Origin of the sequence: Phaeobacter sp. 11ANDIMAR09 (assembly GCF_001294455.1) — a bacterium.
GTDB lineage: Bacteria > Pseudomonadota > Alphaproteobacteria > Rhodobacterales > Rhodobacteraceae > Pseudophaeobacter.
Genome location: NZ_LIKT01000013.1, coordinates 28,912 through 55,041, shown reverse-complemented (window position 1 = coordinate 55,041; position 26,130 = coordinate 28,912). Strand labels below are relative to the sequence as shown.

Genomic DNA, 26,130 nt, shown 5'->3' with positions numbered 1-26,130 from the left:
TCAATCCTGTTTGTCGTGATGACGCAGGACAAAGGTCCAACGTCCGATTTGATGTGAGGGGTCTAAGGCTTAGCACGCGTCGGGTCAACACGCGGAACAAAGTTTAAATTGAGCAATTTCATAAGCTTATCAAATAGGTATTACAATACCCCACAAATTTGACGCTCAGATTTGAAAATCAACGCAACCTATGCGATATTACCCCCGTCACATTCTCCAAAAACGAAAGATAACCGCTGAAACTGATTTAACACGATAGGAACATTGCATGCTGGACCTTAAGCCATTGGACAAAATTGATCCAGGAACCGCTCTGGCGGATCTCAATAAAACCAAGCTGTCGGCCGTTCAACGCGGGCTTGCCATCTGTGGCTACCCGATCGGGGAAGTGGATGGGCTCCATGGCCCTAAAACGCGCAATGCCTTTGCTGAGCTGGTCTCCGATATCGGACACGGCAACCCCGCCATAGTCTCGGAAGATGTCCTCAACTATATGAAGGCCCAAAAGAAGGAGCTGACTGCGATATTGGCCAGCCCCAGTTCTACAGAAGAAGAGGTGCAGGCTCAGATTGCCGCGATGTTCAAATTCATTGGCCTGCCCCTCAGCACTCAGATCGCCTATGGGCTTGCTACTACCCAATGGGAGACAGCGCATACTTTCAAACCGGTCCGGGAGGCCTTTTGGTTGTCAGAATCCTGGCGCAAGAAAAACCTCCGCTATTACCCCTACTATGGTCGCGGCTATGTGCAGCTGACCTGGGAGAATAACTATCGGATGTATGGGGGCATTTTGGGGTTGGATCTGATCGGGGATCCGGATCTCGCCATGCAGCCGGATGTCGCCCTGTTTGTGCTAGGGCATGGGATGAAAACCGGGACCTTCACAGGACGAACACTGGAACAGTTCGTCAATCGCAAGAGCACCGATTTTGTCAATGCGCGCAAAGTCATCAATGGGCTCGACAAGGCTGACGAGATCGCCAAAATTGCCGAGCATTATCAAAGCGAAGCATAGTCCAGACCGTCAGACACTGATCTGTTCTGGCGGATTATCCAGGAGCGCGCGCAGCCGCAGCATGGCCTCTTCGAACCGTTTCAGGCTGACATGTCCGTTGACGCAGATGCGCACCGCATTAGGCGCGCGCCCATCACGCAGGGCAAATTCATCCGCCGAACGGATCTGAACCCCCTTCGCCTCTGCAGCGCGGGTAAAGGCGGCTGATCGCCAGCCTGCGGGCAGTTTCAACCACAAAAACGGCACTTCGTCATTCCAGACCAGCTCAAACCCGCCCAGTGCATTCACAGCAACCCGAATGTACTTCGCCATCTCCCGGCGCACCTCTAGGGCCAACTGCTTGGTGCGGGGGTCTGACAACAAAATGCGGGTGATTTCCGCCAGGGGCTGCGCCAGGCCAAAATAGCTGTATTCAGCCGCCCGACGCAGATCCTGCGACCGCCCCGTGGGCGCCAGGGCAAAGCCAACCCGCAGCGCGGGCGTCAGGTTTTTTGAAATCGAAAACACATGCCAGGTCATGTCCGGCGCCAAGGCGCGATAGCTCGGCGCTTTGGCCTCCCCCATACGATAGCAGTCATCCTCTACGATCTGGACCCCATGGCGACGGGCGATTTTGACGATTTCCTGCCGCCGTTCCAGAGGGGTGAATAGGCATGTCGGATTGTGCACTTCCGGACTGGTACAAAGAACCTGGGCACCTGATTTTCGGATCGCAAGCTCGAGTGAGTCTGGTACAATGCCATGGTCATCCATGGCCACCCCCACCACTTTGGCCCTCAGGAGTTCAGCGGCGCGCCGAAACCCTGCATAAGAGAGGTCCTCAACCAAAATCACCGGCTGCGGGTCGCGCAGCACAGTCTGCAACACGGTGAGGATGCCATTTTGGCCCCCGTGGGTCAAAACAACATCCGATTCCCCCAATGGCCCCAATGCCTGCCCCTCCAGCCATTGCAAAACGGCCTGTCTCACCGGGTAATAGGCATCCCGCGTTGGATAGTTCAAAAACAATAACGGATCGCCCTTGGCCACACGATCCATCGCCTCACGAAGCGCAGCGACCTGACCCACATCCACAATTCGCGGGCTAAACAGGCTGACGTGATGGGGATCCTTGGCTTCCTGCAGGTGCAGTTCCCGCGACCAGACATCATCCAGGACACGGGTCTGCTTTTCCGCCACAAAGGTCCCCCGCCCCACCTCTGCCTGCAGCAACCCTTCGTCCGTCAGCAATGTATAGGCGCGCGCCACAGTGCCCGGTGTGATCTCGAGCTGATAGGCCAGCTCCCGCACCGGCGGTAGCTTTGTGCCAGTCTTTAAGACCCCATCATCTACCGCGGCGCGGATCGTATCTGCCACCCGTTGATATTTTGGTCCCGTTTTCCCATCGAGATCCGGCGCCCAAATTGTACCCATTACAATCCATCCTTAGACAGTCACGTTCAGCCATTGTATCAATTTTCTTGTAACAGACAACTGGGATTGTATCAACACAATATAGGATCACGACCATGACCACATCTGCAACTTCGAGCCTTTCAAACACCTCCTACCTGAACAGCCGCCCTGCCCTGCCAGTGCTGGCACAGGCAGCTGTCGCCTTTGCAGTCCTCGTCACCAAATGGTCCATCCGCCACAAGACGCGAAAGGAGCTGCGCCATCTCAGCGCAGACCAGCTAAAAGACATTGGGATCTCCCGTCAGGAGGCCCATTATCAAGGAACTCTTCCGTTCTGGCGCCCTTGATCCCCTGGGCAACGGAACCAACTGGTGGCCGGGGCTTGTCCCCGGCCTTTTTTATGCCCATTCCACGGAGCCGCACCGCGCTGCGGTTGGCATAGCCTGGCCGCACAGCCCCAGCAGCTCCCTTGCGGCGCGTCAATGGCACATGCTAGGCAGGGCCACGAATTTATGCCCAAATCCTTCATTCAAACCTCATGCCCCCATCCCGTCCAACCTTCCGCATGTCCAAGAGCCCCGCGTTTGATGAAACCATTCAAATTTCTGGAAGTCGCAGGACCACACCGTGAGTGACACCGACGATAGGCAGCCCGACGTGCGATCAAAGCCCGGGACAACCGGGGCCGAGCGCCCGCTCCGGGCCTCCGCTGCAGCTTTGGAGGCTATGGTTCAGGCCGATCGCACCGATCACTTCATCCGCCGTGACAACCGGGTCTTTGCCGGCACCCATCTGATCATCGAGGTAATGGAAGCCACAGGGCTCGACAGCGAGCCCCGCATTCAAGCGGCCTTTTGCAAAGCAGCAGAGCTGTGCGGCGCTTCCCTGATGCACATCCACACTCATAAATTCTCACCCCAAGGAGTGTCTGGTGTCGCCGTCCTGGCCGAGAGCCATATGACCGTGCACACCTGGCCGGAGATCGGATATGGTGCTTTTGATGTCTTTATGTGTGGCGATGCCGACCCCTGGAAAGCCGTTGATGTGTTCAAAGCAGCCTTTGAGACCGAAGACATAGCCGTGCGGGAACTGCTCCGTGGTGCCGAGCTGTCGGGCGAGAAGGCCTAGAGCCTCAGTCTCAAAACCTGACGGCCCTGAATCGCGCACCTAGGGATTCTGAGCGGCAAAATCGCAGAGAATGCGCGGGTTGCGCTGCCCCCAATCGGTCAACAGATCAGCCATAATGGTGCCGCTCTGCCGTTCCATCGCCTCTGAGAGGATCTCTTGCTCGGCCTGACGCCCAAAGGCAACCACCTCATCGCCAATGGCGACCTCTGGGAGGGCGCTCACATCAGCCACAATGGTATTCATCGAAATCGCCCCCATCACTGGGCAGCTCTGCCCCCGGATGAGCACCTCTGCCCCCTGGGACAGCTGACGAGAATAGCCATTGGCATAGCCCAGAGCGACGCTGGCCAGAAGCCGGTCCCGGCGCAACACCGTTGTGCGATCATAGCCGATGGTGCTGCCTTTGGGGTAAGAGCCGATACTGATCACCCGAGATTTCAGCGTCAGCGCGGGATGAAACACGTGGCTTGGCGCCGCAATTCCAAATAAGATTGCACCACAGCGCATCATATCCACCTGCGGATCCAGTCCGGCTGCCAAGGTCAAGGTGCTGCCGGCATGGGTCAGGACCTCCTGCCGTTGCAAAGAGCTATGGGCAAAGACCCAGGCCAAATCCTGTTGAAATCTGGCGATATTCTCGCCGAGCTCATCCGGGTGGTTGGAAGGAAAATGGGTACATAGGCCAACAATATGTCCATCTGCCAGTTCCAGTATTCTGGCACAGGCACCGCGCCCTGCAGGCGTTGACAGCTCCAGCCCGTCGCGGGACATGCCATCCGCGTTCAGCGATATGTGCAGCGGCGGCAACCGCCGTTGCCCCACCCGGTCCAGGATCGCCAGCACGCCTTCCTCTGACCCCACCAATTCCTCTACGCGATATTGCAAAGCCCCCTCCACTTCGTCGGGGGTGGCTGTCCGCAGCCTCAGAATACTGCCGGTAAAGCCCGCAGCGCGCACGGTACGGGCTTCAGCGTTGGAGGAAATGCCGATATGGCTCACCCCTTGGCCAATGACCAGAGGCACCACGTTTTCAATGCCATGCCCATAGGCATCCGCCTTGACCACCGCACAGAGCCGGGTTTGGTCCGGCAACCGCGCCAGGGTGTGGCGCAGATTTTGCGCGATTTGCCCCTGCGAGATCTCACACCAAGCGCTTTCGGTTACGGGCAGGGGCATTGCGGTCAATCCAACCCAACGGCAGTTTGAACAACAGCCGGGGCAGACTGCCCAAGAATCTGTTGCAAAATTTCAACCAGCAATGTCACTCCAACTGGTATCAAGGCATCGGGGAAGTCAAAATTCGGGTTGTGCAACTGTGGCTGCGCCTCGCCCGAGCCAATGAACACCATTGCGGATTTTGCCCCGTCCAGCCCAAAACGACCAAAATCTTCGGACCAGCGCATGGGCTGATCCATGTTTGTGCATTGCAGACCCAATTGATCCGCGGCTTTGCGGGCGACGCCGACGGCGCTGCCCTCATTCACCGTGGCAAGAAAGATGTCGTGCCAGGTCACATCAGCAGAGATTTCTCCCAGATGCTCCGCCGCTCGCAAAAGCGCGGCCTGCAATTGCTGCTCCGCCTCGCCAACCAGCTGATCCATGCGGGTATCGGTCTGGCTGCGCAGGGTCATGCGCAATTCACCCGCCCCCGGCGCAATGCCAAAGGTTGCCTCTCCCAGCTGAGCATGGGTCAGCGTGGCCAGCGCAAAATTTGCCCCCATGTCACCCCCCGCTCCCAGAGCGGGTAAGCTGCGCATGAGATCCGCGAGGACTGTGGCGGGGGAAACCCCGTCTTCTGGGGCTGCCGCATGCGACGTCTTGCCGGTAAAGCGAATTTTCATCCCCCGCGAGGCACAGTTGCTCACCCCATTGCACAGACCGATCTCCCCCAGGGGGCGCCCGGGCACGTTGTGATAGGCAAAGGCAAAATCCGGGCGCAGCTCGGGCCAGCGTGGGTCTTTGATCACAGAGAAGGCGCCGGCACCGGTCTCTTCGGCAGGTTGAAACAGCAGGATCACCCGGCCGCACGGGGGCCGTTTTTTCATGGCCAATGCAACACCAAGCACCATGACCATATGGCCATCGTGGCCACAAAGATGCCCCTTGCCTTCAATACGCGAACGGTAAGCCTGCTGTGAGATCTCTTGAATGGGCAGTGCATCCAGCTCGCAGCGGATCATCACCGTTGGGCCTGGCTGCGCGCCGGTGAATTCTGCCGCCACGCCATGCCCGCCCAACCCGGTCCAGATCCTATCCGCCCCAGCCTGCTCCAGCTCCTGCGTGATCCGGGCGGCGGTCTTCTCCTCCTCGCCAGAGATCTCGGGCATTTGGTGCAAAGCCTGCCGCAGGGACTGCAGGTAGGTAAAGGTGTTGACAGAGAGAGCGGTCGTCATGGCGCGTACTTTCTTTGGCTCAGGTTTTGGGCGGACGGCAGGTCAGGTGGCGTCCTGAAAGCCGGTGAGGCAACGGGTCAGGTTTTCCCCCAGACTGTCGCTCAGATAGCCGCCTTCCTGCACAAAAAGCACCGGCAAGCCAAGCTGCGCAAAAGCCACGCCGATGCGGGAAAAGCCCTGCTTCGTGACTGCGAGCCCCTGAAACGGATCATCAATCGCGGCGTCCAAGCCCAAGGCCACCACCACCACATCCGCGCCAAACAGCGTCACCCGTTCCAGCGCAACATCCAGCGCCTTTAGGAAGGCGTCATCCTCGGTGCCACGCGCCAGTGGCAGGTTAAGGTTGTACCCCAGCCCCGCACCTGCGCCGCGCTCCTGCGCATGACCCCAAAAGAACGGATAAAACCGGTCCGGGTCGGCATGAAGAGATACCGTCAAGACATCGTCGCGGTCGTAGAACATGCCCTGAGTGCCATTGCCGTGATGCACATCGACATCCACAATCGCTGGACGCATCCCTGCCGCAGCCAAGCGTTGCGCCGCGATGCCGGAGTTGTTGAGAAAACAAAACCCCCCGGCCAAATCAGCAAAGGCATGGTGCCCAGGCGGACGCGCCAGAACATAGGCAGACTGACCGTCTTTGCGCAGAGAATCCGCACCCGCGATGGCGGATTGCGCGGACCAATAGGCCGCCTCCCAAGTGCCCTTGGCGATTGGGCAGGCCGTATCCGCCTGGTGATACCCGGACTGGCCGGTGGCAGATTTCGGGTAGCTGTCGCTGCGGTTGGCGGGATGAATATTGGGGATCACCTCTTCGCCGGCATCCTGGATATACTGCCAGCGGCGATAAATATTCCTGAGAAAGGTCAGATACTCGGCCGTGTGAACCGCTGCGATCGGACCCAGCCCGGCGTCGCGCGGTTCGGTAAAGACGCAGCCCGCCGCCAAGGCGCCCTGCTGCAGCACCTCGATACGCTTGGGCTGCTCGGGATTTGGTTGTGCCCGACCATTGGCCATAAAGTGCTTTGGGTCATGCTGCCATTGGCGCGCATCAAGAAATGCTTTCATCTCACTGTCCTGCCTTGTTTTTTTAAATTTCAGTGCGGTCAGCGCCCTTGAGACCCAGCATCTCGCGAGCCTCAGCCGGGCTTGCGACTTCGCGGCCCAACTCCTCGACGATACGGCGGATCTTGCGCACCTGCTCTGCGTTATCCTTGGCCAGAACGCCGCGCGAAATCATCAGACTATCTTCCAGCCCAACCCGCACATGCCCGCCCATGGCAGCAGCCATGGTGATCAGAGGCATCTGTTGACGCCCGGCGGCCAGAACCGAAAACATATAGTCATCGCCAAACAGTTTGTCGGCGATCACCTTCATATGCATCAGGTTTTCCGGATCGGTCCCCATGCCGCCCAGCACCCCAAACACGAACTGGATAAACAGAGGCTTTTGCACCAATCCGCGATCCACAAAATGCTTGAGCATATAGAGATGCCCAACATCGTAGCATTCAAACTCAAACCGGGCCCCGCGCTCCACCCCCAGCTCGGTGAGGATGCGGGCGATATCGCGCGGTGTGTTCTTAAACACCAGATCATCCGAATTCTCCAGAAAGGGTTGTTCCCAACCGTGTTTCCATTCGGAAATCCGCGCCGCCGCCGGGTAGAGCGCAAAGTTCATGCTGCCCATATTGAGGCTGCACATCTCAGGCGCGACCCGTTTGGGCGCGGCCAGACGTTCGTCCAGGGTCATCACGGCGCTGCCCCCGGTGGAAAGGTTGAGCACCGCATCACAAGATTGCTTCAACTGCGGCAGATAGCTCATAAAATCCTCTTCCCCCGCCGAGGGCTGCCCCGTCTGCGGGTTGCGCGCATGCAGATGCAGGATGGCTGCCCCGGCCTCTGCCGCCCCCCGTGCCTGGTCACAGATTTCCGTAGGCGTAACGGGCAGATATGGCGACATTGACGGGGTGTGGATCGACCCGGTGACAGCACAGGTAATCAAAATTTTGCTCATGGGTCAGCCTGCTTTCAGTTCGCCGTGAATGTCCTGGCTGAATCGCGCCAGGCTGGCATCCAGACCTTCAATAATTTCGTCAATATGATCCGAGTTCACAATCAAAGGTGGACACACAAGGATGTGGTCTCCTTCGGTTCCATCTCGTGTGCGCCGCGAGTAAACAATCAAACCCTTGGAATAGGCCAGATCAACAAAGCGCTGATGGGCGTTCAAACTGGCCGGAAGCGGAGCCTTGCTGTGGCGATCTGCCATAAACTCAAAAGCCGTGAGCAGCCCCTTGCCCCGCACATCGCCGATCAGTTCATATTTCTGCATCAGGTCAGAAAGCCGTGCCAGAAGCACTTCCCCCATCTGGACAGCATTGGCACATAACCCATTCATTTCAATAACATTCACCACGGCAAGCCCTGCCGCACAGGCAAGGGGATTGCCCGCATAGGTGAACCCATGGGCAAAGCCACCCTGCGCCAACACCGGTGCGACCAGGCGCTCATCTGCGATGACCGCCCCCAAGGGCACATAGCCGGCCCCCAAGCCCTTGGACATGACCACAATATCTGGCTGTGCCTGCCAATGGTCCGAGCCAAGAAAGCTGCCAGTGCGTCCGGCGCCGGTCATCACTTCGTCCATGATCAACAGGATGCCATGGCGGCTACAAATCTCCCGGACCCGCTCCATATAGCCCGCCGGTGGCACCAGCGCGCCGGTCGAGGCGCCTCCGATTGGCTCGACCAGAAAGGCCAGTACGGTGTCGGCGCCTTCGGCGAGGATCTGCGCCTCCAACATATCGGCATAATGATGGCCCGTGGCCGGGTCGCTGGCGTCCAAACCATCCAGATAGGCGCGCGGAGCAGGAGTCTTGGGCATCGCCCGCATCATCGGTTCAAAAGGGGTGGTCAGCGGCGTGTAACCGGTCACCGCCAGGGCCCCCAGCGTGCAACCATGATAGCTGGGGCTGCGCGAAATGACCTTCCAGCGGCTGGCCTGATCACTGGCAAGAGCATATTGCCGGGCCAATTTGATGGCGCTCTCAACAGCCTCGGACCCACCAGACACAAAGAAAACCCGGTTCAGATCCCCTGGCATCAGGCCTGCGAGTTTCTGCGCCAGCTGCTCTGACGCCTCTGTTTCAAAATGCAGCCGATAGCCAAAGGTGGATTTTTCCATCTGGCGGCGCATTGCGGTCAGCACCTCGGCGTTGGAATGACCGATATTGCAGACCATCGCACCAGAGGACCCATCCAGATAGCGCTTGCCGTCCTTGTCCCACATATAGACGCCGCGCGCCTGATCCAACACCGGCCTGCGCCCCTGCGCCTGATAAAACAGATTGCTCATTCTTTGCTTTCCAACTCCCTCCCGCTGTGTTGCCCAGCTCAAACACCGCTGCGCAGTCTGGCTGCGCGGATACTGCAAATGGCCGGAATGCGGGCTTGTAGGAACCATGCGAGAGCCGCTACTATAGATCAAATAGATAATTGGAATTCCTGATATAGAGGTGAGCTATGCGGGAGGATGACCCCCACTACGCCCCAGAGCGGATCGCCCGCGAGCTGGACTGGAACCTGTTGCGGACCTTTGTGGTGCTCGCTGAAAGCCACTCCGTCACCGATGCGGCCAGCCAATTGAGACTGAAGCAACCCTCTGTTTCTACTGCATTAAAACGCCTAGAGGATCGGGTTGGCCGCAAGCTGATCAACCGCTCGCCTGGGCATTATGCCCTAACCGAAGCTGGGCGCCTGCTGTATCGCGAGGCGGTCGAAATCAATGGGTCGGTGCTGCGCTTATCGACGCTGATGCGCGAAATGACCGATGATGTCCGTGGACATGTGCATATCGCCATGGCAAGCCATGTTGTCAGCCCCTTGATAGATCAGGCCCTGACCGGTTTTCATCACGCACACCCGCTGGCCACGCTCAAGATTGACATCTTATCCAGCTCCAAAGCCATTGCCGAAGTGGCGGCAAAACGCGCCTCCTTTGCCATTTGTCTGGTCGGGGATCACAACCCCAACCTGGAATATCGACGGGTGTTTCGCGAGTATTTTGGCCTGTTCTGCGGCCCACCGCACCCGCTGTTTGGCCGGGACGACCTGACCACTGCCGACCTGGAGGGGCATTCCTCGGTTAGTTTTGAAACCGATCGACTGCAGGATGTTTTGAAACCCATTACCGTGATGCGGGCGCAGGCCGCTTTGGGCCAGAAAATCACTGGTGTCTCGAGCCATCTGGAAGAGGTTCGCCGGATGATCGTCTCTGGGCTAGGTGTCGGCCCCCTTCCCATCCACGTCGCCGCCCGGGATGTGCGCGATGGGCAGCTCTGGCAGGTCCCCCCGTTTGAGGACCTGCCCCCCATCGACGTTTACTTGGTCTGGAGCGAAAACGCGACCAAGAACCGGGCCGAGCAGATCCTGCTGGATCGTTTGATCGCGGCAATCGACGAGACCCCGATCGAGGACCGCAGCTACAGCTAGGCCTGCTGCCCGGCCAGGTGCTTGCGCAGAAAATTCTGGGTCCGCTCGCTCTTGGGATTGCGAAAGATCACCTCTGGCGGGCCCTCTTCGACCACCACGCCCTGATCCATAAACAAGACCCGATCACAGACGCTTTCGGCAAAGCCCATTTCATGGGTGACGATAATCATGGTCATATGTTCTTCGGCGAGCTGTTTCATCACCAGATTGACTTCTTCCACCAGTTCCGGGTCCAGAGCCGAGGTGGCCTCGTCAAACAGCATCACCTTGGGCTTCATCGCCAGAGCGCGTGCAATGGCAACCCGCTGTTTCTGTCCGCCCGAGAGCTGCGAGGGGTAATAATCAATCCGCTCGATCATGCCGACCTTGGTCAGCTGCTCCTCTGCCAGGGCGTTGGCCTCAGCATCGGACAGACCTTTGAGCATCTTGGGCGCCAGGGTCACGTTTTCACGCACCTTTAGGTGAGGAAACAGGTTGAAGTGCTGGAAAACCATACCAATCTCCTGACGCACCTCATTGATATGGCGTTCATACTGGCGGTGCGGCAGATCCATATTGATCTGTTTATCCTCCAGCCAGATCTCGCCCCCCGTCAGCGGGTCCAGATCATTGATCGCCCTCAGCAGGGTGCTTTTGCCGGACCCAGAGGGGCCGATGATGGCAACGATCTGGCCGCGGTCCACCTGCAGGTTGATGTCTTTCAGCACTTCCAGGGTGCCAAAGCTTTTCTTGGCGTGACGAATGTCGATGAAAGGTTTCTGGGCGCTCATGTTTCTCTCCTGCCCGGTCATTTCGAGGCCTGAATGCGGCGTTCCACGCGGCGCAGAACCGCCTCCATGCCGAGGTTGATAATGTAGTAGATGGCCGCCACCAGGACGTAGAATTCAAAGGGACGATAGGTGCTGCCAATGGCACGTTGCGCCGACAGGGTCAGTTCAGAGACACCGATAACCGAGACCAGCGCGGAATCTTTCAGCAGCGCGATCATATTGTTGCCAATCGGCGGGATCACATCGCGCACCGCCTGTGGCACCACCACCTTGCGCAGCGCCTGCATCCGCGACAGGCCCAGGGTGCGGGCGGCCTCGATCTGGCCTTTGTCGACGGCCAGAATGCTGGCCTGAAACAGCTCAGAGTTATAGACGGCAAAATGCAACCCCAATCCGATCACCCCAGCCACAAAGGCCGGCACATCAATGCCGATCTGTACCAGGCCAAAATAGATCAGAAACAGCTGCAGCAGCAGCGGCGTGCCCAGAAACAGGAAGGAAAAGACCCGAAACGGCCAGCGCACCACAGGATGCGCATAGAGCGCGATCACCGCTAGCAGAATGCCCCCAAAGAAGCTGACAATGGCCGCCCCCAGGGTGATGGCAATGGTCCAAAGCGCGCCCAGAAGGACGATATCGAGGTATTTTGGAATGACGCTAAAATCTAGTCCCATGGCGTGTCCTTTCCCCGATCAGTTCAGGCGGGCTTTGCGGTCGGCCCAGGTCACGCCCAGTCCCACAACATAGATGATGATCATGTACAAAAGCCCTGCAATCAGGAACATCTCGAAGGGTTTATAGGTGGAGCCAATGTAGCGCTGCGCGGTGTAGGTCAGCTCAACCACGGAAATGGCGGCGACCAATGCGGTGCTTTTAATCAGCGTATTGAGGTTCACCCCAAGCGGGCGGATCATCAGGCGCATCGCCTGCGGCAGGATCACATTGCGCATCGCTTGCCACTTGCTCATCCCCAGGGTTCGGGCCGCCTCGCCCTGCCCCTTGTCGACGGAAATGATGGCGCCGCGCATGGTTTCGGTCATATAGGCGCCGACATTGATCCCCAAGCCAATGACACCGGCCTCAAAGGCATCCAGCTGGATGCCGATCTGCGGGCCACCAAAGTAAAGAATAAACAGCTGGATCAGCGCCGGGGTGCCCCGGAACACACTGACATAGGCCGCCCCAAGGAAACGCAGAACCCGGAAGCGCGACAATCGCGCTGCGGTTCCCAACATGGCGCAGGTCAGGCCCAGAATGGCGGTGAGCACCGACAGCAATATGGTTATCCAGGCCGCCTCTAAAAAGAAGGGAAAGACCCGCTGCATCAGGGCATAGTCCACTGTCGTCTGTCTCCTCGAACCGCGCTTGTTTTGCTGCCCCGCTGATAGGGCAAAGCCGCCGCGCTTTAAACAGCCCCGCCCTGGTGTGTCGCAGAGAAACCTGAGCGGGGCTGCGTCTTGAGGGGTTTAGCGAATGTCGCCGCCAACCCATTTATTGGCAATCTCAAGATAGGTGCCATCTTCCATCATCGCGTCCAGCGCGCCCTGCATGGCCGCAGCCAGCTCTGGGTTGCCCTTGCGAATAGCGATACCAGCGCCGAATTCTTCGGTCTCAAAATCGGTAATCATGACATAGTCTTGACCGGTTTCTTTCATCGCCAGGATGGCCGCAATCGAGTCATTGACGATGACGTCAACGCGACCGTGCTCCAGCTCCAACAGCAGTTCGGGCAGGCCTTTATAGGTGCGCACGTCATAGCCCATTTCACGGGCCCAGGCCTCATGGGTTTCGCCCAGTGTCAAACCAACCTTGGCTTCGCCCAAAGCGGCCGCCGAAGTGATGCCGCCGGGTTTGGCAAAGATGGCGCGTTTGGTGGTGTAATAGGGCCCAACAAAATCAACCACTTGCTGGCGTTCCTCAGTTATCGACATGGAGCCGACGATGGCATCGTATTTGTTGGCCAGCAAGCCACCAATGATGCCATCCCAGGCGGTGGTGACGATTTCAACTTCAACGCCCATACGCTTGGCGATCTCGGCGCCCACAGCAGGATCAAAACCGACCACTTCGTTGCTGTCATTGACAAAGTTAAAGGGAGGGTAAGCGCCGCTCATGGCGATACGGATTACGCCGTCTTCTTTGATCTTTCCCAGCTCTTCGGCCATTGCAAAGCTGGCAGTAGAGAGGCTGGCAACCAAGGCAAAGCCGGCGGCCAGTGTGGTTTTCAAAAGCGTTCTACGTGTGGTCATGGTTCATTCCTTTGTCGGTTCCGTTTTGCTCTCTCGGGGTGGAAAACGCCCTGCGTCTCTGCCCCCTGGCTTCTATTGGGAGACGCTTGCACAGCTCACCCCCATTGGACAAACAGATAACGGGAATGATAATTATTGCCAAAATCTATACTCACATTCAGGCACCCGCCTTAGGGCAGGCCTGCCGCGCCAAAATCCCCTTGAGGCCCGGTACTTGCCTCTGTTAGGCGGCGAGGGGTAAGGCAAAGCAAGGCGGACCCCATGCAAAACACCCCCATTCAAGTGGTCAACCGGGACACAGGTCAGGTTTTTGACGAAGTCATCCTCGGTGAAAAATGGATCCGCTGGGCCTATCAGGACACCAGTTCCAGCCTGGTGGAGCGGCTGCTGTTTCGCTCCCCCCTGATGAGCCGATTGTTTGGCCTGTGGTATGACAGCGCTCTGTCGCGCGGCAAGATCAAGGCGGTGATTGATGAGCTGTCCATTGATATGGCTGAAGCCCAGAGACCCGCCGCTGATTTCAGCTCGTTTAATGATTTCTTTGCCCGTCACCTGAAACCCGAAGCGCGCCCCTATTCAGATGATCCGGACGAGGTTGTCTCTCCGGCGGATGGCCGGGTTCTGGTCTTTCCCAAGCTGGACAGGGATGTCTTTGTGCCAGTCAAAGGCCATCCGATGTCGATCACCTCAATGCTGCCCGGGCTCTCGGAGCAATTCTTGGGTGGTGCATTGGCGATCGTACGGCTTTGCCCGGCAGATTATCACCGCTACCATTTCCCCGCAGGTGGTCAGATTCTGTCTAGTCAGGACATCCCCGGCGCCTTGCACTCGGTCAACCCGATTGCCCTGGGCGCAGGGCCAGATGTTTTTGGCGAAAACAAGCGCTGCAACACCCTAATCAAAAACGAGAAAATCGGAACCTACTGCTTTAGCGAAGTCGGCGCCTTTGGGGTTGGATCTATCATCAACACCACCTCAACAGGCGCGGTCAGCAAGATGCAGGAAAAGGGCTACTTCAAATTTGGCGGCTCCACCGTCGTTGTGGTGTTTCAACCCGACCAAATTTCCTTTAGCGAGGATCTTGTGGCCAATAGCGCTCAGGGGCGCGAGACGCTGGTCAAGGTTGGCCAGCCTCTGGCGCGCGCAATTGCTTAACGCTCTGGCGGGATTGAATAAGTCATAGTGGAGCGCGCCACTAGCTTGTCTGATCCTGCTGAGACCATATGAACATCCCCCACCGCAAGGCTGCGCCCCAGTTTCAGCAGCTGTCCCTTGGCGATAATGTCGCGCCCGGCCTCGGGCTTGCGCATAAAATCCAGCGAACAATTGGTGGTCACTGCCAGCGCCTTGGGCCCCAGCCGCGACAACACCAGCGCGTAGACGGTGACATCCGCCAGCGAAAACATCGACGGCCCAGAAACTGTCCCACCAGGCCGCAGATGACGCTCTGCCACTTTTAGGCGCATGGTGATGCCCCCCATCGACAGAGCATCAATAGCGAAGTCATTTGCGACCTGTGGAAAGATTGCCTCCATATAGGCCTCTAGCCCTGCGACATCAAATGCCAAACCCATGCTTTTCCTCTCCCTCGTTGCGCCCTAGTGTTCACCCGGAACATCAAGGGAGAGCAAGATGTCAATTCTGGAACGTCACGACAAAAATGCAGTGGCCCATCTGCAAATGAATGCACCCGAGCGGCTAAACGCCCTGTCGGACGAGATGCTGGCGGCGCTGCAAGAACAGATTGACGCCCTAAAAGAAGATCGCAGCATCAAAGCGGTGATCCTTTCTGGCAATGGCAAGGCCTTTTGCGCCGGTCACGATATTCGCCAGATGACAGCCGGGCGAGAGGCCGAGGACAAAGGAAAATCCTATTTCGAAGGGCTCTTTGCCCGCTGCACCTCTGTGATGCTGGGGCTGCAGCGCCTGCCACAGCCCGTCATTGCCCAGGTTCATGGCATCGCCACTGCTGCGGGCTGCCAGTTGGTGGCCTCTTGTGATCTGGCGGTTGCCTCTGATGACTGCCGCTTTGGCGTCAATGGCGTCAACATAGGTCTGTTCTGCTCCACCCCTATGGTTGCCCTGTCGCGTAACATCCCGCGCAAACACGCCTTTGAGCTGCTCACCACTGGTGAGTTCATGTCCGCAACGCGCGCTGCGGAACTGGGGCTAATCAACCGTGCGGTCCCTGCAGAACAACTGGAGTCCGAGACCCGCGCCCTGGCCGACACGATTGCCTCAAAACTCGGCGCAGCCGTGAAGGTCGGCAAAGAGGCCTATTACCAGCAGCTGGAGATGCCAATCGAAGAGGCCTATGCCTATACCAGTGAGGTGATTGTCACCAACCTGATGCAGCCCGACACAGTCGAAGGCATGCAGGCCTTTATCGAAAAAAGGCGCCCTGACTGGGAATAATAACAATTTGTCAGAAAATTTTAGGCTTTGTTTACCATTCAGGAATTATTGTTTCTATATCAGGCCTTTTAATCTGGGCAAGATCGTGGCAAAGATTGGGCACGGGTTACGACAGATGTTCTGACCCCGTCACAATTTGGGCCGCTGAAGCGGAAGGTCCCTCCAGCCGGGAATCTCTCTCCCCGGTCGACATTCCCGCTCAGCGGCCCCAAATTCCCCTCTCCTTTAGATCATAGACCCATACTTTGGGATATACGGCCCCTGTTTCTGCCCGATTGTACGCAGGACAGAAACGATACCCCGGTATTGATACAACTGTGTCCCACCCTGCGATTTCCGACCATTGACCATCAGCCTCCGCGCCGATGAGGGTCCGGCAAACTGCCTCTGACATCTTTGCCCCATTCCGCCCCTTTGCTGCCACATTTGCGCCTGCACAATATTGCTTAACGGCCCGGTCTGCCCTATTTGCCCCTCATGACAGAGACATTGCATATTGTGGGCGGCGGCATGGCCGGGTCCGAGGCGGCCTGGCAGGCTGCGAACATGGGCGTCAACGTGGTGATCCACGAGATGCGGCCCAAAGTGGAAACCTTTGCCCATCAGACCGGCAATCTGGGCGAGATGGTCTGCTCCAATTCCTTCCGGTCCGACGATGACGAGCAAAACGCCGTCGGCCTGCTCCATTGGGAGATGCGCGCCGCCAATGGCCTCATCATGGCCACCGCCGAAGAGCACCGCCTGCCCGCCGGCGGCGCCCTGGCCGTGGACCGCGACCCCTTTGCCGAGACGGTGACGGCCAAGCTGAAGGCGCACCCCAATATCTCAGTCTCCTATGAGGAAATCACCGCCCTGCCCGCGGACGGCCATTGGATCTTTGCCACCGGACCTTTGACCTCTGGCACCCTTGGCCAGGCCATTCAGGCAGAGACCGGAGCTGAGGCACTGGCCTTCTTTGATGCCATAGCGCCAATCATCTATACTGACAGCATCGACATGTCGCAGGCCTGGATGCAGTCGCGCTATGACAAGGGTGAAACTGAAGAAGAACGCACCGCCTATCTCAACTGCCCGATGACCAAAGACCAATATGAGGCTTTCATCGACGCGCTCTTGACGGCTGACAAGACCGAATTCCACGAGGGCGAAACAGCGGGATATTTCGACGGATGCCTGCCGATCGAGGTCATGGCAGAACGCGGTCGCGAGACCCTGCGCTTTGGCCCGATGAAACCCGTGGGCCTGACCAATCCGCACAAGCCAGAGGAAAAGGCCTATGCCGTGGTGCAGCTACGCCGAGACAATGCGCTTGGCACTCTGTTCAATATTGTCGGCTTCCAGACCAAAATGAAATATGGCGCCCAGACTGAGGTTCTGAAAATGATCCCAGGGCTGGAACAGGCCAGCTTTGCCCGGCTTGGCGGTATCCACCGCAATACCTTCATCAACTCCCCCACCCTGCTGGACGATCAGATGCGGCTGAAATCCAAGCCGCATCTGCGGTTTGCCGGCCAGATCACCGGGGTTGAAGGCTATGTGGAAAGCGCGGCCATGGGACTGCTGGCAGGCCGTATGGCCGCCGCTGAGATCCTCGGGCTTGAGCTACCCCAGGTACCCCAGGACAGTGCCATGGGGGCGCTGATCCATCACATCACTGGTGGCGCCGAGGCCAAGACCTTTCAGCCGATGAACGTGAACTTTGGTCTGTTCCAACCGGTTGAGGGCCTAAAAGGCGGTCGTCGCGGCCGCAAGGACCGCTACAAGGCCTATACGGATCGTGCCAAAGCAGCCTGGGCCAACTGGCTGGAAAGCTTCGCCTGAATCAAACCAAGGGGGCAGTTCCTGTGACCTTCATCACCCGCTTTGCCCCCTCGCCCACTGGTCCGCTGCATCTGGGCCACGCCTATTCCGCGCTGTTGGGCCACGACATGGCCCAGGCCCGGGGCGGCAAATTCCTGCTGCGTATAGATGATCTGGACCAAAGCAGATCACGCGCCACCTGGGAAGAACAGATCTATGAAGATCTGGCCTGGCTTGGCATCAGCTGGCAAACGCCGGTACGAAAGCAAAGCCAATGCCAGGCGGACTACGATACCGCCCTGGATGTGCTCTGGCGGAAAGGACTGCTCTACAGCTGCACCTGCACCCGGCGCGATATCAAAGAGGCACAATCCGCCCCGCAAGAAGGCCAGCCGCAGCTTGGCCCCGATGGTCTCATTTACCCTGGCACCTGCCGGCCTCGCCGCAGTCCCTCAGGACCGCGACCTCAAGACGTCACGCTGCGGCTGGATGTGCACAAAGCCCTGACCCCGCTGCACGCAGGCGGCCATTTCTCCCCAACAGGCGGAGAAGCCCCCCGCGCCGCCTGCTTTTGTGAAACAGGTCCAAGAGCCAATAGCCCGGCGGGTCACTACACCTTCTCTATGCAGGATATTCTTAAAAACATTGGGGATTTTGTGGTGGCACGCCAGAACATGGGCGCATCATATCACCTGGCAGTCGTCGTCGACGATCAGCAACAGGGCGTCACCCATGTTGTCCGCGGCGCGGATCTACTGGAGGCCACCATCATACAATGCCTGATCGGCTGGCTGCTTGACGGGGAGATCAAGACCTACTGGTCGCAGCCAACCTATCACCACCACGGCCTGATCCGCGATGAAACAGGCAAACGGCTCGCCAAACGCGATGATGCCCGGGCGATTGCCAAATACAGAGAGGATGGCGCATCCCCTGCAGATATCCGCGCCCTTGTCGGACTGGACTGATCCGGTTTGAACTCAGGCCACACACAGGCCTGATCTGCGCAACAGCTCACATTCACTTTTCCATAAATATTCCCGCCGGAGGCAGCGGCGCTGCAGCGCCGCCCCCTTCCCTTCTCGCCCTTCTCGCTGCGGGCCTCACACCATCGGGGACATCAATTCCTGCTCTCCCCCCCCGCGAATAGCTGTGTAAAAACAGCTGCGACGGTTGGTGTGGCAAGCCGGCCCCACCTGGCGCACCAGGGCCAACAGGCAATCCCTGTCACAGTCCAAGCGCAAATCCACCAGGCTTTGCACATGGCCCGAGCTTTCGCCCTTGACCCAAAAAGCCTGTCGCGAACGCGACCAATAGGTCACCTTGCCGGTCTCCAGCGTTTTTGCAACGCTTTCGGCATTCATCCAGGCCATCATCAGAACTTCACCGCTCTCTTCATCCTGCGCAATACAGGGGATCAGACCGGCCGGGTCAAAGGTCAGGCTGTTGGGATCAAAGGACATGTCAAAAACCTTTTGCATCTGGGATATGCGTGCCTATGTATGGGGAAGAAACTCCAAGGGAAAGCCCAAGGCCACAGATGTCCAGCGAATCCGATCTCATCAAGCTCTATTCCTCCCGCATTTTGGCGCTGGCCGCAGATATTCCCTATCTCGACCGGCTGGAAGCCCCGGATGCCACGGCAAAAAAACGCGCGCCGCTCTGTGGATCGACCGTTACCGTGGACCTCAAACTGGCCGAGGGGCGGATCAGCGATTTTGGCCAGGACGTCAAGGCCTGCGCTCTGGGGCAGGCTTCGGCCTCGGTGGTGGGACAAAACATCATTGGCCGCTCTTTTGCCGAGGTCAAAACCGCCCGGGATGAGCTGAAAGCCATGCTCCAGCAGGGCGCAGCCGCCCCCAATACCCCCTTTGCCGATTTGGAAGTCCTTATTCCAGCACGCGAATTCAAAAACCGCCACGCCTCTATTCTGCTCTGCCTCGAGGCATCTTTGGAGGCGTTCGAAGCGGCTTTGCAGAAAAACTGCGCTTAACCTCACCTTTATTTTAATCAAATATAACGGGCTTGTTGATTCAAAACAGGCCCAAATCATGCAGTCACACACCCAGTCCACGGCAGCGGCAGCGACACATCCAGCAGCCATGATCGCCAATGAAACCGCGCTCTCGCAAGAGACCGCAGCCCAGAACCTGCAACTCAACCATCTGACCCAGCTCTCCTCGCAACTGGGATATGAGATTGTCGATATTGCGGGCTTTTTGGACGAGATGGATCAACAATCTCAGGGTCAGCTCTCTGCCCTCAGGGATCTCACCCGCCAGGCAGATCAGGTAGTCACCTCTAATGGGCAAGTTCTGGACACCATTCAGACGGTATCGGTAACCACCGAGGAGACACTGAAATCGGTCCAGACCTCGGTCAAATTTGTCCGCGACAACAGCGGACGCAGCCAGGCCGTTGCTGAATGGGTCAACGATCTGGAAGAACGCACCGATCAAATCGGCGGGACAGTTGAAGCCGTTCGCAAAAACAACGAAATGATCACCAATATTGCCGCCCAGGTAAATATCTTGGCCATCAATGCCAAGATCGAGGCCAGCCGGGCCGGAGACGCTGGGCGCGGTTTTGCCGTGGTGGCCGAAGCAATCAATGACCTTTCAAAACGCACCCAAAGTGCTGCGCAGGAAATTGGCATGAATATCGAAAACCTGTCGAAATGGGTCACTCTGCTTCACGATGAAACCGTCGACATTTCACAATCTGCCGAAAAAATCCTGGGCCAGGCCCGGGAAACGGATAGTTCACTGGTGAGTATTGAAGAAAAGGCAACCGAGGTAAACGCCCAGACCGCCCGCATCCTCGACAAGGCGGCGGTGGTCAAAAAGGCGGTGAACAGCTTTGCCCCCAATATCAACCGCATCGGAAAATCTGTCGAGCAGACCACTACAGGCATTCACGACACCCATACGCGGGTTGAGAATCTGATTTCCTCTTCGGAACAATTGGTGCAGGGGACCGTTGCCCTTGGCGGGCAATCCACGGATAAAAAGCTGATTTCCTATGTCACCGAGCTGAGCCAAAAGGTTGGAACCATTTTTGAAAGAGCTCTGGAGGCTGGAAAAATCTCCTCCAGCGCTCTTTTTGACAAGAATTACAAACTGATCCCGGGCAGCAACCCCGAGCAATACACCACCTCCTTCCTGTCCCTCACAGATGCCACGTTGCCCCCGATTTTGGAGGCAGCCCTCGATTTTGACCCGCGTGTGGTGTTTTGTGCAGCGATCGACACCAATGGCTATTTGCCGACCCATAACAAAAAATTCTCCCACCCGCAGGGCAGTGATCCTGAGTGGAACACCGCCAATTGTCGAAATCGGCGGATCTTTGATGATCGGGTGGGGCTCAAGGCGGGTCGCAATTCCGAACCCTTCCTGATGCAGGTTTACCGCCGGGACATGGGCGGCGGCAAATTTGTGATGATGAAGGACCTGTCGGCTCCGGTCTTTGTTGGGGCACGCCATTGGGGCGGTGTCCGCATGGGGATCACCTCCTAGGCTGTGGCACAAAAAAAGCCGCCACACATCCGGGCAGATGGTGGCGGCAGGAAATGCGTCTTTATGCGGGGATCAGAGCGCATCCCGGTTGATAGGCGCAACCGGGTGGATAAAGTCAGGCGGGGATCCAATGACACCGGGGTGGATGTCAGCGCATCTGACATAAAGACAGCAGGCAGAAACTAGAAATAGGTATTCAAGGGGTTGAAAAAAGAGATCGTGGGATCACGGTTGCGCGATTACAGGAACCCCGGCAGATGAAGCGCAACAACCAGCATGACGGCCAGCGCAGCGGCGCCAAGCGCATCCTGAAGAAGGGTCGGTTGGGCATTGTGTAGGGTTGTCTTCAACTGGGTCATCATCAGATTTGTCTCCACTACTCTCTGTCAGGGTTCAGGCTTTAACCTCGCCGCTCTCCGTCGGCCTCTTGTTGCTCTTTTGTTCTCATTTTGCGCCAGCCCTGTAAAGAACTTTTTGAGAACATTTGCGAACTTTTTCAGAACTTGCGAGAGGAAATTCAGGAAAAATTGGCCTAACCGACTGAAATCAAACGAATAGCTTGATCCTGCTTCATAAGCCACAAAAGAACACGCGCCGCGCGGCCCCGCGCGCTCGACAGCTCCGGGTCCATCGCCAAGAGCGATCGGGCATCGCTTTGGGCCACGGCCATCAAGGCGGCCTGCCGCTCTAGGTCTGCGATACGGAATTGCGGTAAACCTGATTGCGCCGTCCCAATCACATCGCCTGCGCCACGCATCTGCAGATCGGTTTCCGAGATCTTAAATCCATCTTCGCTTTCGCGCAGCACCTCCAGCCGTCGGCGTCCACCTTCGCTCAGAGGGGGCTGGTACATGAGCAGACAGGTCGATTCCGCACTGCCGCGCCCCACCCGGCCGCGCAGCTGGTGTAACTGTGCCAGACCAAAGATCTCGGCGCGTTCTATAACCATGATCGAGGCATTGGGCACGTTGACCCCGACCTCGATCACCGTGGTGGCCACCAGAACCTTGGTCTCTCCCCGCTGAAAGGCCTGCATGGCCGCGTCTTTTTCTGCCGGCGGCATCTGACCATGCACCAGGCCAACCAGGCTCTCGCCCAGAATTGCCCGCAGATGTTTGAAACGTTCCTCGGCGGCGATCAGATCCATGACTTCGGATTCGCCCACCAGCGGGCACACCCAATAGCATTGGCGTCCCTCAGTGATGGCCCCGCGCAGATGATCAACAACCTGCTCCATCCGCTCGGTGCTCAGCACCGCGGTTTTTACCGGTTTGCGCCCGGGCGGTTTTTCATCCAGCACCGATACATCCATATCGCCATATTGCGCCAGAGCCAGCGAGCGCGGGATTGGCGTCGCCGTCATCACCAAAACATCCGCCCCCTTGCCCTTTTCCGCCAGTTCCATGCGCTGGCGCACCCCAAAGCGATGCTGTTCATCAACAATCGCCAGATGCAGCTGGTGAAACTGCACATCCTGTTGAAACACCGCATGGGTGCCGACCAGGATCTGAATATCCCCCGCCTCCAGAGCCGCCAATTTGGCCCGTCGCTCAGCCCCCTTGTCGCGGCCCGTCAGCAATTCGAGCACCACCCCGGCCTCCTCCGCCAGCGGCCGCAGCCCTTCAAAATGTTGCTGGGCCAGGATCCCGGTTGGAGCCATCATCACCCCCTGGCCGCCGGCTTCAACCGCGACCAAGAGCGCCATAAAGGCAACCAGAGTTTTTCCTGACCCTACATCACCTTGCAGCAATCTGTTCATCTTGCGATCTGAGGCCATATCCGCAGATATTTCCGCGATCGCACGGGCCTGCGCAGCGGTGGGACGATAGGGCAGCGAGGCCAGCACCGGCCCCTGCAAACGCCCGGTTGCCCGGCTGACAATACCGCGTGATTTGCGCTCGGCCTGCCGCGCCAACGCCAGGGTCAGCTGATGCGCAAAAAGCTCATCATAGGCAAGCCGGGTCCGGATCGGGGCCTCAGCCGATAGATCCTCCAACCCCTCCGGGTGATGCGCTGCAATCAGTGCATCCTTCCAGTCGGGCCAGCCCTCGCGCTTGACCTGCTCCGGGTCGATCCATTCTTCCAGGTCCGGCAGCCGGTCCAAGGCACTGCGCACCGCCTTGGTCATGGTTTTCTGGGTCACCCCATGGGTCAGCGGGTAAACCGGCTCAAACTCCGGGATATCCGCAGCCTCGGCCAGGGGCACCATGTGTTCCGGATGTACCATTTGGGCAATACCGTCGAACAATTCGACCTTGCCGGACACCAGACGCCGCGAACCTTCTGGGCATTGGGCCTCCAGGTAGCGGCTCCGCCCATGAAAGAAAACCAGTTGAAATTCAACCTCTTGGTCCGTCACATTGATCCGATAGGCGCCGCCCCGATTGCGGGCTTGCTTGTGGCTCCCCACCTCAACCTCAACGGTGGCGATGGCCGGCAGATCTAGCCCCTTGATCGAGGACCGGCGACGGCGGTCCAGAATCGAATGCGGCAGCGAAAACGCAAGGTCCCGCGGGGTTTCCAACCCGATCTGCGCCAGGTTTTGCGCGGTCTTTGGCCCCACCCCCTTCAGGGTCTCTGCATCGGCAAAGAGCGGAAACAGGATCTCCGGGCGGCCGCTCATTTTGGCGCAATCTCCGCCAGCCAACCGTCCTCATCCAGGATGCGAATGCCCAAATCCTGCGCCTTCTTCTCCTTTGAGCCAGCCCCCGGCCCGGCAACCAAAATATCGGTCTTTTTTGAAACCGAGCCCGAGACCTTGGCGCCCAGGGCTTCCGCCCGCGCTTTGGCTTCGTCCCGTGTCATCTTCTCTAGCTTGCCGGTAAAAACAACGGTCAGCCCAGCCACCGGACTTTCCTGCGTTGGGGCAGCCGGAGCCGAAATATTCAAATGCCCCACCAGATCATCAAAGACCGCCCGTTCCTGGGCATTGGCCAGAGCATCCGAAAGCGACAGACCAACAGTCGCGCCAATGCCATCGATGCCAACCAGATCTTCCCAGGCTTCGCGCGCCGCGAGATGCAATTCAAGGCGGGACAGCACAGCCTCGCGGGTTTCCTTGATTTTGGCGCGCCGCCCCTCACGGTTGGCCTCGGCGCGCTCCTGATCCTCTGCCATATCCGCAGAGCGATGAGCAAGTGCTGCCGGGCGTGCCAGATCAAGCGCCTTTGCTAGCTCATCCCAGCTGCCAAAATGCAGTGCCAAATCCTTGGCAGCGACCTCTCCTACATGGCGAATGCCAAGCGCAAAGATCATCCGCCCCAAAGCAATATTGCGTTTCTCCGTGATCGCGGCAAAGAGATTGGCAGCGCTTTGATCGCCCCAACCGGAGCGGTTTTTCAACTTTGCCAACTGGCCGGCATCGCGTTCTTCCAAGGTGTAGATGTCCACCGGCGTGCGAATGGGTAGATCAGGATCACCATAGAACATCTCCAGCTGCTTGGCGCCGAGACCTTCGATATCAAAGGCCTTGCGGGAGACAAAATGCTTTAGTTTTTCAATAGCTTGCGCGGGGCAGATAATGCCGCCCGTGCAACGGCGGACCGCATCACCCTCTTCGCGCACCGCCGGAGACCCACATTCGGGACAGGTCTCAGGGAAATCAAATGGCACGTCTTCTCCGGTGCGTTTTGTCAAATCAACGTCGGCCACCTTGGGAATAACATCCCCGGCACGATAGATCTGAACCCAATCGCCAACGCGAATATCCTTGCCATCGCGGATCTCTTCGCCCTTATTGTCGCGCCCCCGTATGTAGTCCTCATTGTGCAAGGTGGCGTTGGAGACCACCACCCCGCCTACCGTCACCGGAGTGAGACGGGCAACAGGGCTGAGTGCGCCGGTGCGCCCCACCTGAATGTCGATGGCCTCAAGGTGAGTCCAGGCCAGTTCAGCCGGGAACTTATGGGCGATAGCCCAACGTGGCGTTGTCGAGCGAAAACCAAGACGCGCTTGCAGCGCCAGCGCGTCCACCTTGTAGACCACACCATCGATATCATAGCCCAAAGTGGCGCGCTGTGCCTCAATATGACGGTAATGCGCAATCATCTCCGCCACCGAGGCGCAGCTCTGTGTCAGCGGGTTGGTCTGAAAGCCCAATTCATGCAGCCGCTCGATGGCCTCGCTTTGCGTATTCCCCAAAGGAGCAGATAGGTCTCCCCAGCTATAGGCAAAGAATCGCAAAGGTCGTTCCCGGGTGATTTCCGCATCAAGCTGTCGCAACGACCCTGCTGCCGCATTGCGCGGATTGGCAAAGGTCTTGCCACCGCGTTCCATGTAGCGGGCGTTGAGCGCAGCAAAATCTTCGTGGCTCATATAGACTTCGCCACGCACTTCCAGAACCTCCGGTGCGCCCTGAAGCTGCTGCGGGATATCGGCGATCGTGCGGGCATTGGCGGTGACATTCTCACCCGTTGCCCCATCTCCGCGCGTCGCAGCCTGTATCAAGACCCCCTTTTCGTAGCGAAGCGAGAGCGACAGCCCGTCGATCTTGGGTTCGGCGGTATAGGCGAGCGGCTGGTTGGCATCCAAGCCCAGGTAGCTGCGGATGCTTCGGTCAAAATCCGCCACATCCCCGTCATCAAAGGCGTTGCCAAGGGATAGCATCGGCACCACATGCTGGATCTTGCCAAAGCCCGAGCCGACCGGTGCGCCCACAGTGTCCAGCTGGGTTGCGATCTCCTGCAGCCTGGGAAAGGCCGTGACCAGCGCTTGGTAGCGTCGTTTCGCAGCATCGTAATCGGCGTCGCTCAAGATTGGAGTATCATCCTGATGGTAGGCCTGATCGGCCGCGATGAGCTGAGCCTGCAGCTGCAAAAGCTCTACCTTCGCCTGCTCCTGAGAAAGCCCTGAGGGATCATGTGTTTGGTTCTGTGTCACGCGCGGCACCCATCGTCCTAGTATGCCCTAGGTGATAAATCGGGTATCCCGTCGCGTCTAGTGACCGTGACACAGGAA

Annotated in this window: 25 protein-coding genes; 10 read left to right on the top strand and 15 right to left on the bottom strand. The window is 58.1% G+C overall.

Features of this window, described 5'->3' with window-relative positions:
- The first annotated feature begins 268 nt into the window (after positions 1-268).
- Entirely contained in the window at positions 269-1,015 is a 747-nt protein-coding gene (locus AN476_RS12530) for a glycoside hydrolase family 19 protein (RefSeq protein ID WP_054461929.1), read from the top strand.
- Positions 1,016-1,024: 9 nt separating this feature from the next.
- Here the strand turns inward: AN476_RS12530 and AN476_RS12525 are convergent, their stop codons facing one another.
- Positions 1,025-2,428: a PLP-dependent aminotransferase family protein gene (locus AN476_RS12525; protein WP_054461928.1), complete on the bottom strand. Its 1,404-nt coding sequence runs from the start codon at positions 2,426-2,428 to the stop codon at positions 1,025-1,027.
- A 95-nt stretch (positions 2,429-2,523) separates the two neighbouring features.
- On the opposite strand from AN476_RS12525, the gene AN476_RS12520 reads away from it, so the two are divergent.
- Positions 2,524-2,757 carry a DUF1127 domain-containing protein gene (locus AN476_RS12520; protein WP_054461927.1) on the top strand — a complete coding sequence of 78 codons (234 nt, stop codon included), beginning with the start codon at positions 2,524-2,526 and terminating at the stop codon, positions 2,755-2,757.
- A gap of 379 nt (positions 2,758-3,136) precedes the next feature.
- Positions 3,137-3,538 carry an adenosylmethionine decarboxylase gene (gene speD / locus AN476_RS12515; RefSeq protein WP_083464329.1) on the top strand — a complete coding sequence of 134 codons (402 nt, stop codon included), beginning with the start codon at positions 3,137-3,139 and terminating at the stop codon, positions 3,536-3,538.
- A gap of 39 nt (positions 3,539-3,577) precedes the next feature.
- Here the strand turns inward: speD and alr are convergent, their stop codons facing one another.
- From alr to AN476_RS12490, 5 genes are read right to left on the bottom strand one after another with little or no spacing between them, the layout of a single operon-like run.
- Positions 3,578-4,714, bottom strand: coding sequence for an alanine racemase (gene alr / locus AN476_RS12510; RefSeq protein ID WP_054461925.1), 1,137 nt, complete (start codon positions 4,712-4,714; stop codon positions 3,578-3,580).
- A gap of 5 nt (positions 4,715-4,719) precedes the next feature.
- Complete coding sequence (locus AN476_RS12505; RefSeq protein ID WP_054461924.1) at positions 4,720-5,931, bottom strand: amidohydrolase; 1,212 nt, start codon at positions 5,929-5,931, stop codon at positions 4,720-4,722.
- Between the two features lie 42 nt (positions 5,932-5,973).
- Positions 5,974-6,999, bottom strand: coding sequence for a histone deacetylase family protein (locus AN476_RS12500; protein WP_054461923.1), 1,026 nt, complete (start codon positions 6,997-6,999; stop codon positions 5,974-5,976).
- Positions 7,000-7,021: 22 nt separating this feature from the next.
- A complete protein-coding gene (locus tag AN476_RS12495; RefSeq protein WP_054461922.1) occupies positions 7,022-7,948 on the bottom strand; it encodes a 3-keto-5-aminohexanoate cleavage protein in 927 nt (308 codons plus the stop codon).
- A gap of 3 nt (positions 7,949-7,951) precedes the next feature.
- Positions 7,952-9,289 (bottom strand): aspartate aminotransferase family protein, encoded by a 1,338-nt coding sequence (locus AN476_RS12490; protein ID WP_054461921.1) that lies wholly within the window; start codon positions 9,287-9,289, stop codon positions 7,952-7,954.
- Positions 9,290-9,456: 167 nt separating this feature from the next.
- On the opposite strand from AN476_RS12490, the gene AN476_RS12485 reads away from it, so the two are divergent.
- Entirely contained in the window at positions 9,457-10,425 is a 969-nt protein-coding gene (locus AN476_RS12485) for a LysR family transcriptional regulator (protein ID WP_054461920.1), read from the top strand.
- On the opposite strand, the gene AN476_RS12480 is transcribed toward AN476_RS12485, so the two are convergent.
- From AN476_RS12480 to AN476_RS12465, 4 genes are all read right to left on the bottom strand, one after another.
- Complete coding sequence (locus AN476_RS12480) at positions 10,422-11,195, bottom strand: amino acid ABC transporter ATP-binding protein (protein WP_054461919.1); 774 nt, start codon at positions 11,193-11,195, stop codon at positions 10,422-10,424. The two genes, AN476_RS12485 and AN476_RS12480, sit on opposite strands and share 4 nt — an antisense overlap.
- A 17-nt stretch (positions 11,196-11,212) precedes the next feature.
- Positions 11,213-11,869: an amino acid ABC transporter permease gene (locus AN476_RS12475; protein WP_054461918.1), complete on the bottom strand. Its 657-nt coding sequence runs from the start codon at positions 11,867-11,869 to the stop codon at positions 11,213-11,215.
- Positions 11,870-11,887: 18 nt separating this feature from the next.
- A complete protein-coding gene (locus AN476_RS12470; RefSeq protein WP_054461917.1) occupies positions 11,888-12,535 on the bottom strand; it encodes an amino acid ABC transporter permease in 648 nt (215 codons plus the stop codon).
- 126 nt (positions 12,536-12,661) lie between these two features.
- A complete protein-coding gene (locus AN476_RS12465; RefSeq protein ID WP_054461916.1) occupies positions 12,662-13,444 on the bottom strand; it encodes a transporter substrate-binding domain-containing protein in 783 nt (260 codons plus the stop codon).
- 261 nt (positions 13,445-13,705) lie between these two features.
- Here AN476_RS12465 and asd point away from each other — a divergent pair, with 261 nt between their 5' ends.
- Positions 13,706-14,599: an archaetidylserine decarboxylase gene (gene asd / locus AN476_RS12460; protein ID WP_054461915.1), complete on the top strand. Its 894-nt coding sequence runs from the start codon at positions 13,706-13,708 to the stop codon at positions 14,597-14,599.
- Here asd and AN476_RS12455 read toward each other — a convergent pair.
- A complete protein-coding gene (locus AN476_RS12455; RefSeq protein ID WP_054461914.1) occupies positions 14,596-15,018 on the bottom strand; it encodes a PaaI family thioesterase in 423 nt (140 codons plus the stop codon). The two genes, asd and AN476_RS12455, sit on opposite strands and share 4 nt — an antisense overlap.
- Positions 15,019-15,076: 58 nt before the next feature.
- Between AN476_RS12455 and AN476_RS12450 the strand changes: the two genes are divergently transcribed.
- The 3 genes from AN476_RS12450 to gluQRS all read left to right on the top strand — a co-directional run bounded on the left by AN476_RS12450 (position 15,077) and on the right by gluQRS (position 18,627).
- Positions 15,077-15,859: an enoyl-CoA hydratase gene (locus AN476_RS12450; RefSeq protein ID WP_054461913.1), complete on the top strand. Its 783-nt coding sequence runs from the start codon at positions 15,077-15,079 to the stop codon at positions 15,857-15,859.
- 477 nt (positions 15,860-16,336) lie between these two features.
- On the top strand, positions 16,337-17,680 hold the full coding sequence (gene trmFO / locus AN476_RS12445) for a methylenetetrahydrofolate--tRNA-(uracil(54)-C(5))-methyltransferase (FADH(2)-oxidizing) TrmFO (protein ID WP_054461912.1): 1,344 nt from the start codon (positions 16,337-16,339) through the stop codon (positions 17,678-17,680).
- 23 nt (positions 17,681-17,703) lie between these two features.
- A complete protein-coding gene (gene gluQRS / locus AN476_RS12440) occupies positions 17,704-18,627 on the top strand; it encodes a tRNA glutamyl-Q(34) synthetase GluQRS (RefSeq protein WP_054461911.1) in 924 nt (307 codons plus the stop codon).
- A 135-nt stretch (positions 18,628-18,762) separates the two neighbouring features.
- Here gluQRS and hisI read toward each other — a convergent pair whose 3' ends face one another.
- Entirely contained in the window at positions 18,763-19,140 is a 378-nt protein-coding gene (gene hisI / locus AN476_RS12435; RefSeq protein ID WP_054461910.1) for a phosphoribosyl-AMP cyclohydrolase, read from the bottom strand.
- A gap of 59 nt (positions 19,141-19,199) precedes the next feature.
- Between hisI and AN476_RS12430 the strand changes: the two genes are divergently transcribed.
- Positions 19,200-19,652, top strand: coding sequence for an iron-sulfur cluster assembly scaffold protein (locus tag AN476_RS12430; protein ID WP_054461909.1), 453 nt, complete (start codon positions 19,200-19,202; stop codon positions 19,650-19,652).
- 58 nt (positions 19,653-19,710) lie between these two features.
- On the top strand, positions 19,711-21,174 hold the full coding sequence (locus tag AN476_RS12425; protein WP_083464328.1) for a methyl-accepting chemotaxis protein: 1,464 nt from the start codon (positions 19,711-19,713) through the stop codon (positions 21,172-21,174).
- Positions 21,175-21,413: 239 nt separating this feature from the next.
- On the opposite strand, the gene AN476_RS23485 is transcribed toward AN476_RS12425, so the two are convergent.
- The 3 genes from AN476_RS23485 to ligA all read right to left on the bottom strand — a co-directional run bounded on the left by AN476_RS23485 (position 21,414) and on the right by ligA (position 26,052).
- On the bottom strand, positions 21,414-21,536 hold the full coding sequence (locus AN476_RS23485; RefSeq protein WP_256363949.1) for a hypothetical protein: 123 nt from the start codon (positions 21,534-21,536) through the stop codon (positions 21,414-21,416).
- Between the two features lie 170 nt (positions 21,537-21,706).
- The gene (recG, locus tag AN476_RS12420; RefSeq protein ID WP_054461908.1) at positions 21,707-23,797 is read right to left on the bottom strand and encodes an ATP-dependent DNA helicase RecG; all 2,091 of its coding nucleotides are present in this window, start codon (positions 23,795-23,797) and stop codon (positions 21,707-21,709) included.
- Positions 23,794-26,052: an NAD-dependent DNA ligase LigA gene (gene ligA / locus AN476_RS12415; RefSeq protein WP_054461986.1), complete on the bottom strand. Its 2,259-nt coding sequence runs from the start codon at positions 26,050-26,052 to the stop codon at positions 23,794-23,796. Before ligA ends, recG begins: the two co-directional genes overlap by 4 nt.
- Between the last annotated feature and the right edge of the window lie 78 nt (positions 26,053-26,130).

Excerpts from the sequence above, each read along its gene's own strand:
- AN476_RS12530 (WP_054461929.1), top strand. The coding sequence starts at position 269 with ATGCTGGACCTTAAGCCATTGGACAAAATTGATCCAGGAACCGCTCTG.
- AN476_RS12525 (WP_054461928.1), bottom strand. The coding sequence starts at position 2,428 with ATGGGTACAATTTGGGCGCCGGATCTCGATGGGAAAACGGGACCAAAA.
- AN476_RS12520 (WP_054461927.1), top strand. The coding sequence starts at position 2,524 with ATGACCACATCTGCAACTTCGAGCCTTTCAAACACCTCCTACCTGAAC.
- speD (WP_083464329.1), top strand. The coding sequence starts at position 3,137 with ATGGTTCAGGCCGATCGCACCGATCACTTCATCCGCCGTGACAACCGG.
- alr (WP_054461925.1), bottom strand. The coding sequence starts at position 4,714 with ATGCCCCTGCCCGTAACCGAAAGCGCTTGGTGTGAGATCTCGCAGGGG.
- AN476_RS12505 (WP_054461924.1), bottom strand. The coding sequence starts at position 5,931 with ATGACGACCGCTCTCTCTGTCAACACCTTTACCTACCTGCAGTCCCTG.
- AN476_RS12500 (WP_054461923.1), bottom strand. The coding sequence starts at position 6,999 with ATGAAAGCATTTCTTGATGCGCGCCAATGGCAGCATGACCCAAAGCAC.
- AN476_RS12495 (WP_054461922.1), bottom strand. The coding sequence starts at position 7,948 with ATGAGCAAAATTTTGATTACCTGTGCTGTCACCGGGTCGATCCACACC.
- AN476_RS12490 (WP_054461921.1), bottom strand. The coding sequence starts at position 9,289 with ATGAGCAATCTGTTTTATCAGGCGCAGGGGCGCAGGCCGGTGTTGGAT.
- AN476_RS12485 (WP_054461920.1), top strand. The coding sequence starts at position 9,457 with ATGCGGGAGGATGACCCCCACTACGCCCCAGAGCGGATCGCCCGCGAG.
- AN476_RS12480 (WP_054461919.1), bottom strand. The coding sequence starts at position 11,195 with ATGAGCGCCCAGAAACCTTTCATCGACATTCGTCACGCCAAGAAAAGC.
- AN476_RS12475 (WP_054461918.1), bottom strand. The coding sequence starts at position 11,869 with ATGGGACTAGATTTTAGCGTCATTCCAAAATACCTCGATATCGTCCTT.
- AN476_RS12465 (WP_054461916.1), bottom strand. The coding sequence starts at position 13,444 with ATGACCACACGTAGAACGCTTTTGAAAACCACACTGGCCGCCGGCTTT.
- asd (WP_054461915.1), top strand. The coding sequence starts at position 13,706 with ATGCAAAACACCCCCATTCAAGTGGTCAACCGGGACACAGGTCAGGTT.
- AN476_RS12455 (WP_054461914.1), bottom strand. The coding sequence starts at position 15,018 with ATGGGTTTGGCATTTGATGTCGCAGGGCTAGAGGCCTATATGGAGGCA.
- AN476_RS12450 (WP_054461913.1), top strand. The coding sequence starts at position 15,077 with ATGTCAATTCTGGAACGTCACGACAAAAATGCAGTGGCCCATCTGCAA.
- trmFO (WP_054461912.1), top strand. The coding sequence starts at position 16,337 with ATGACAGAGACATTGCATATTGTGGGCGGCGGCATGGCCGGGTCCGAG.
- hisI (WP_054461910.1), bottom strand. The coding sequence starts at position 19,140 with ATGCAAAAGGTTTTTGACATGTCCTTTGATCCCAACAGCCTGACCTTT.
- AN476_RS12430 (WP_054461909.1), top strand. The coding sequence starts at position 19,200 with ATGTCCAGCGAATCCGATCTCATCAAGCTCTATTCCTCCCGCATTTTG.
- AN476_RS12425 (WP_083464328.1), top strand. The coding sequence starts at position 19,711 with ATGCAGTCACACACCCAGTCCACGGCAGCGGCAGCGACACATCCAGCA.
- AN476_RS23485 (WP_256363949.1), bottom strand. The coding sequence starts at position 21,536 with ATGATGACCCAGTTGAAGACAACCCTACACAATGCCCAACCGACCCTT.
- recG (WP_054461908.1), bottom strand. The coding sequence starts at position 23,797 with ATGAGCGGCCGCCCGGAGATCCTGTTTCCGCTCTTTGCCGATGCAGAG.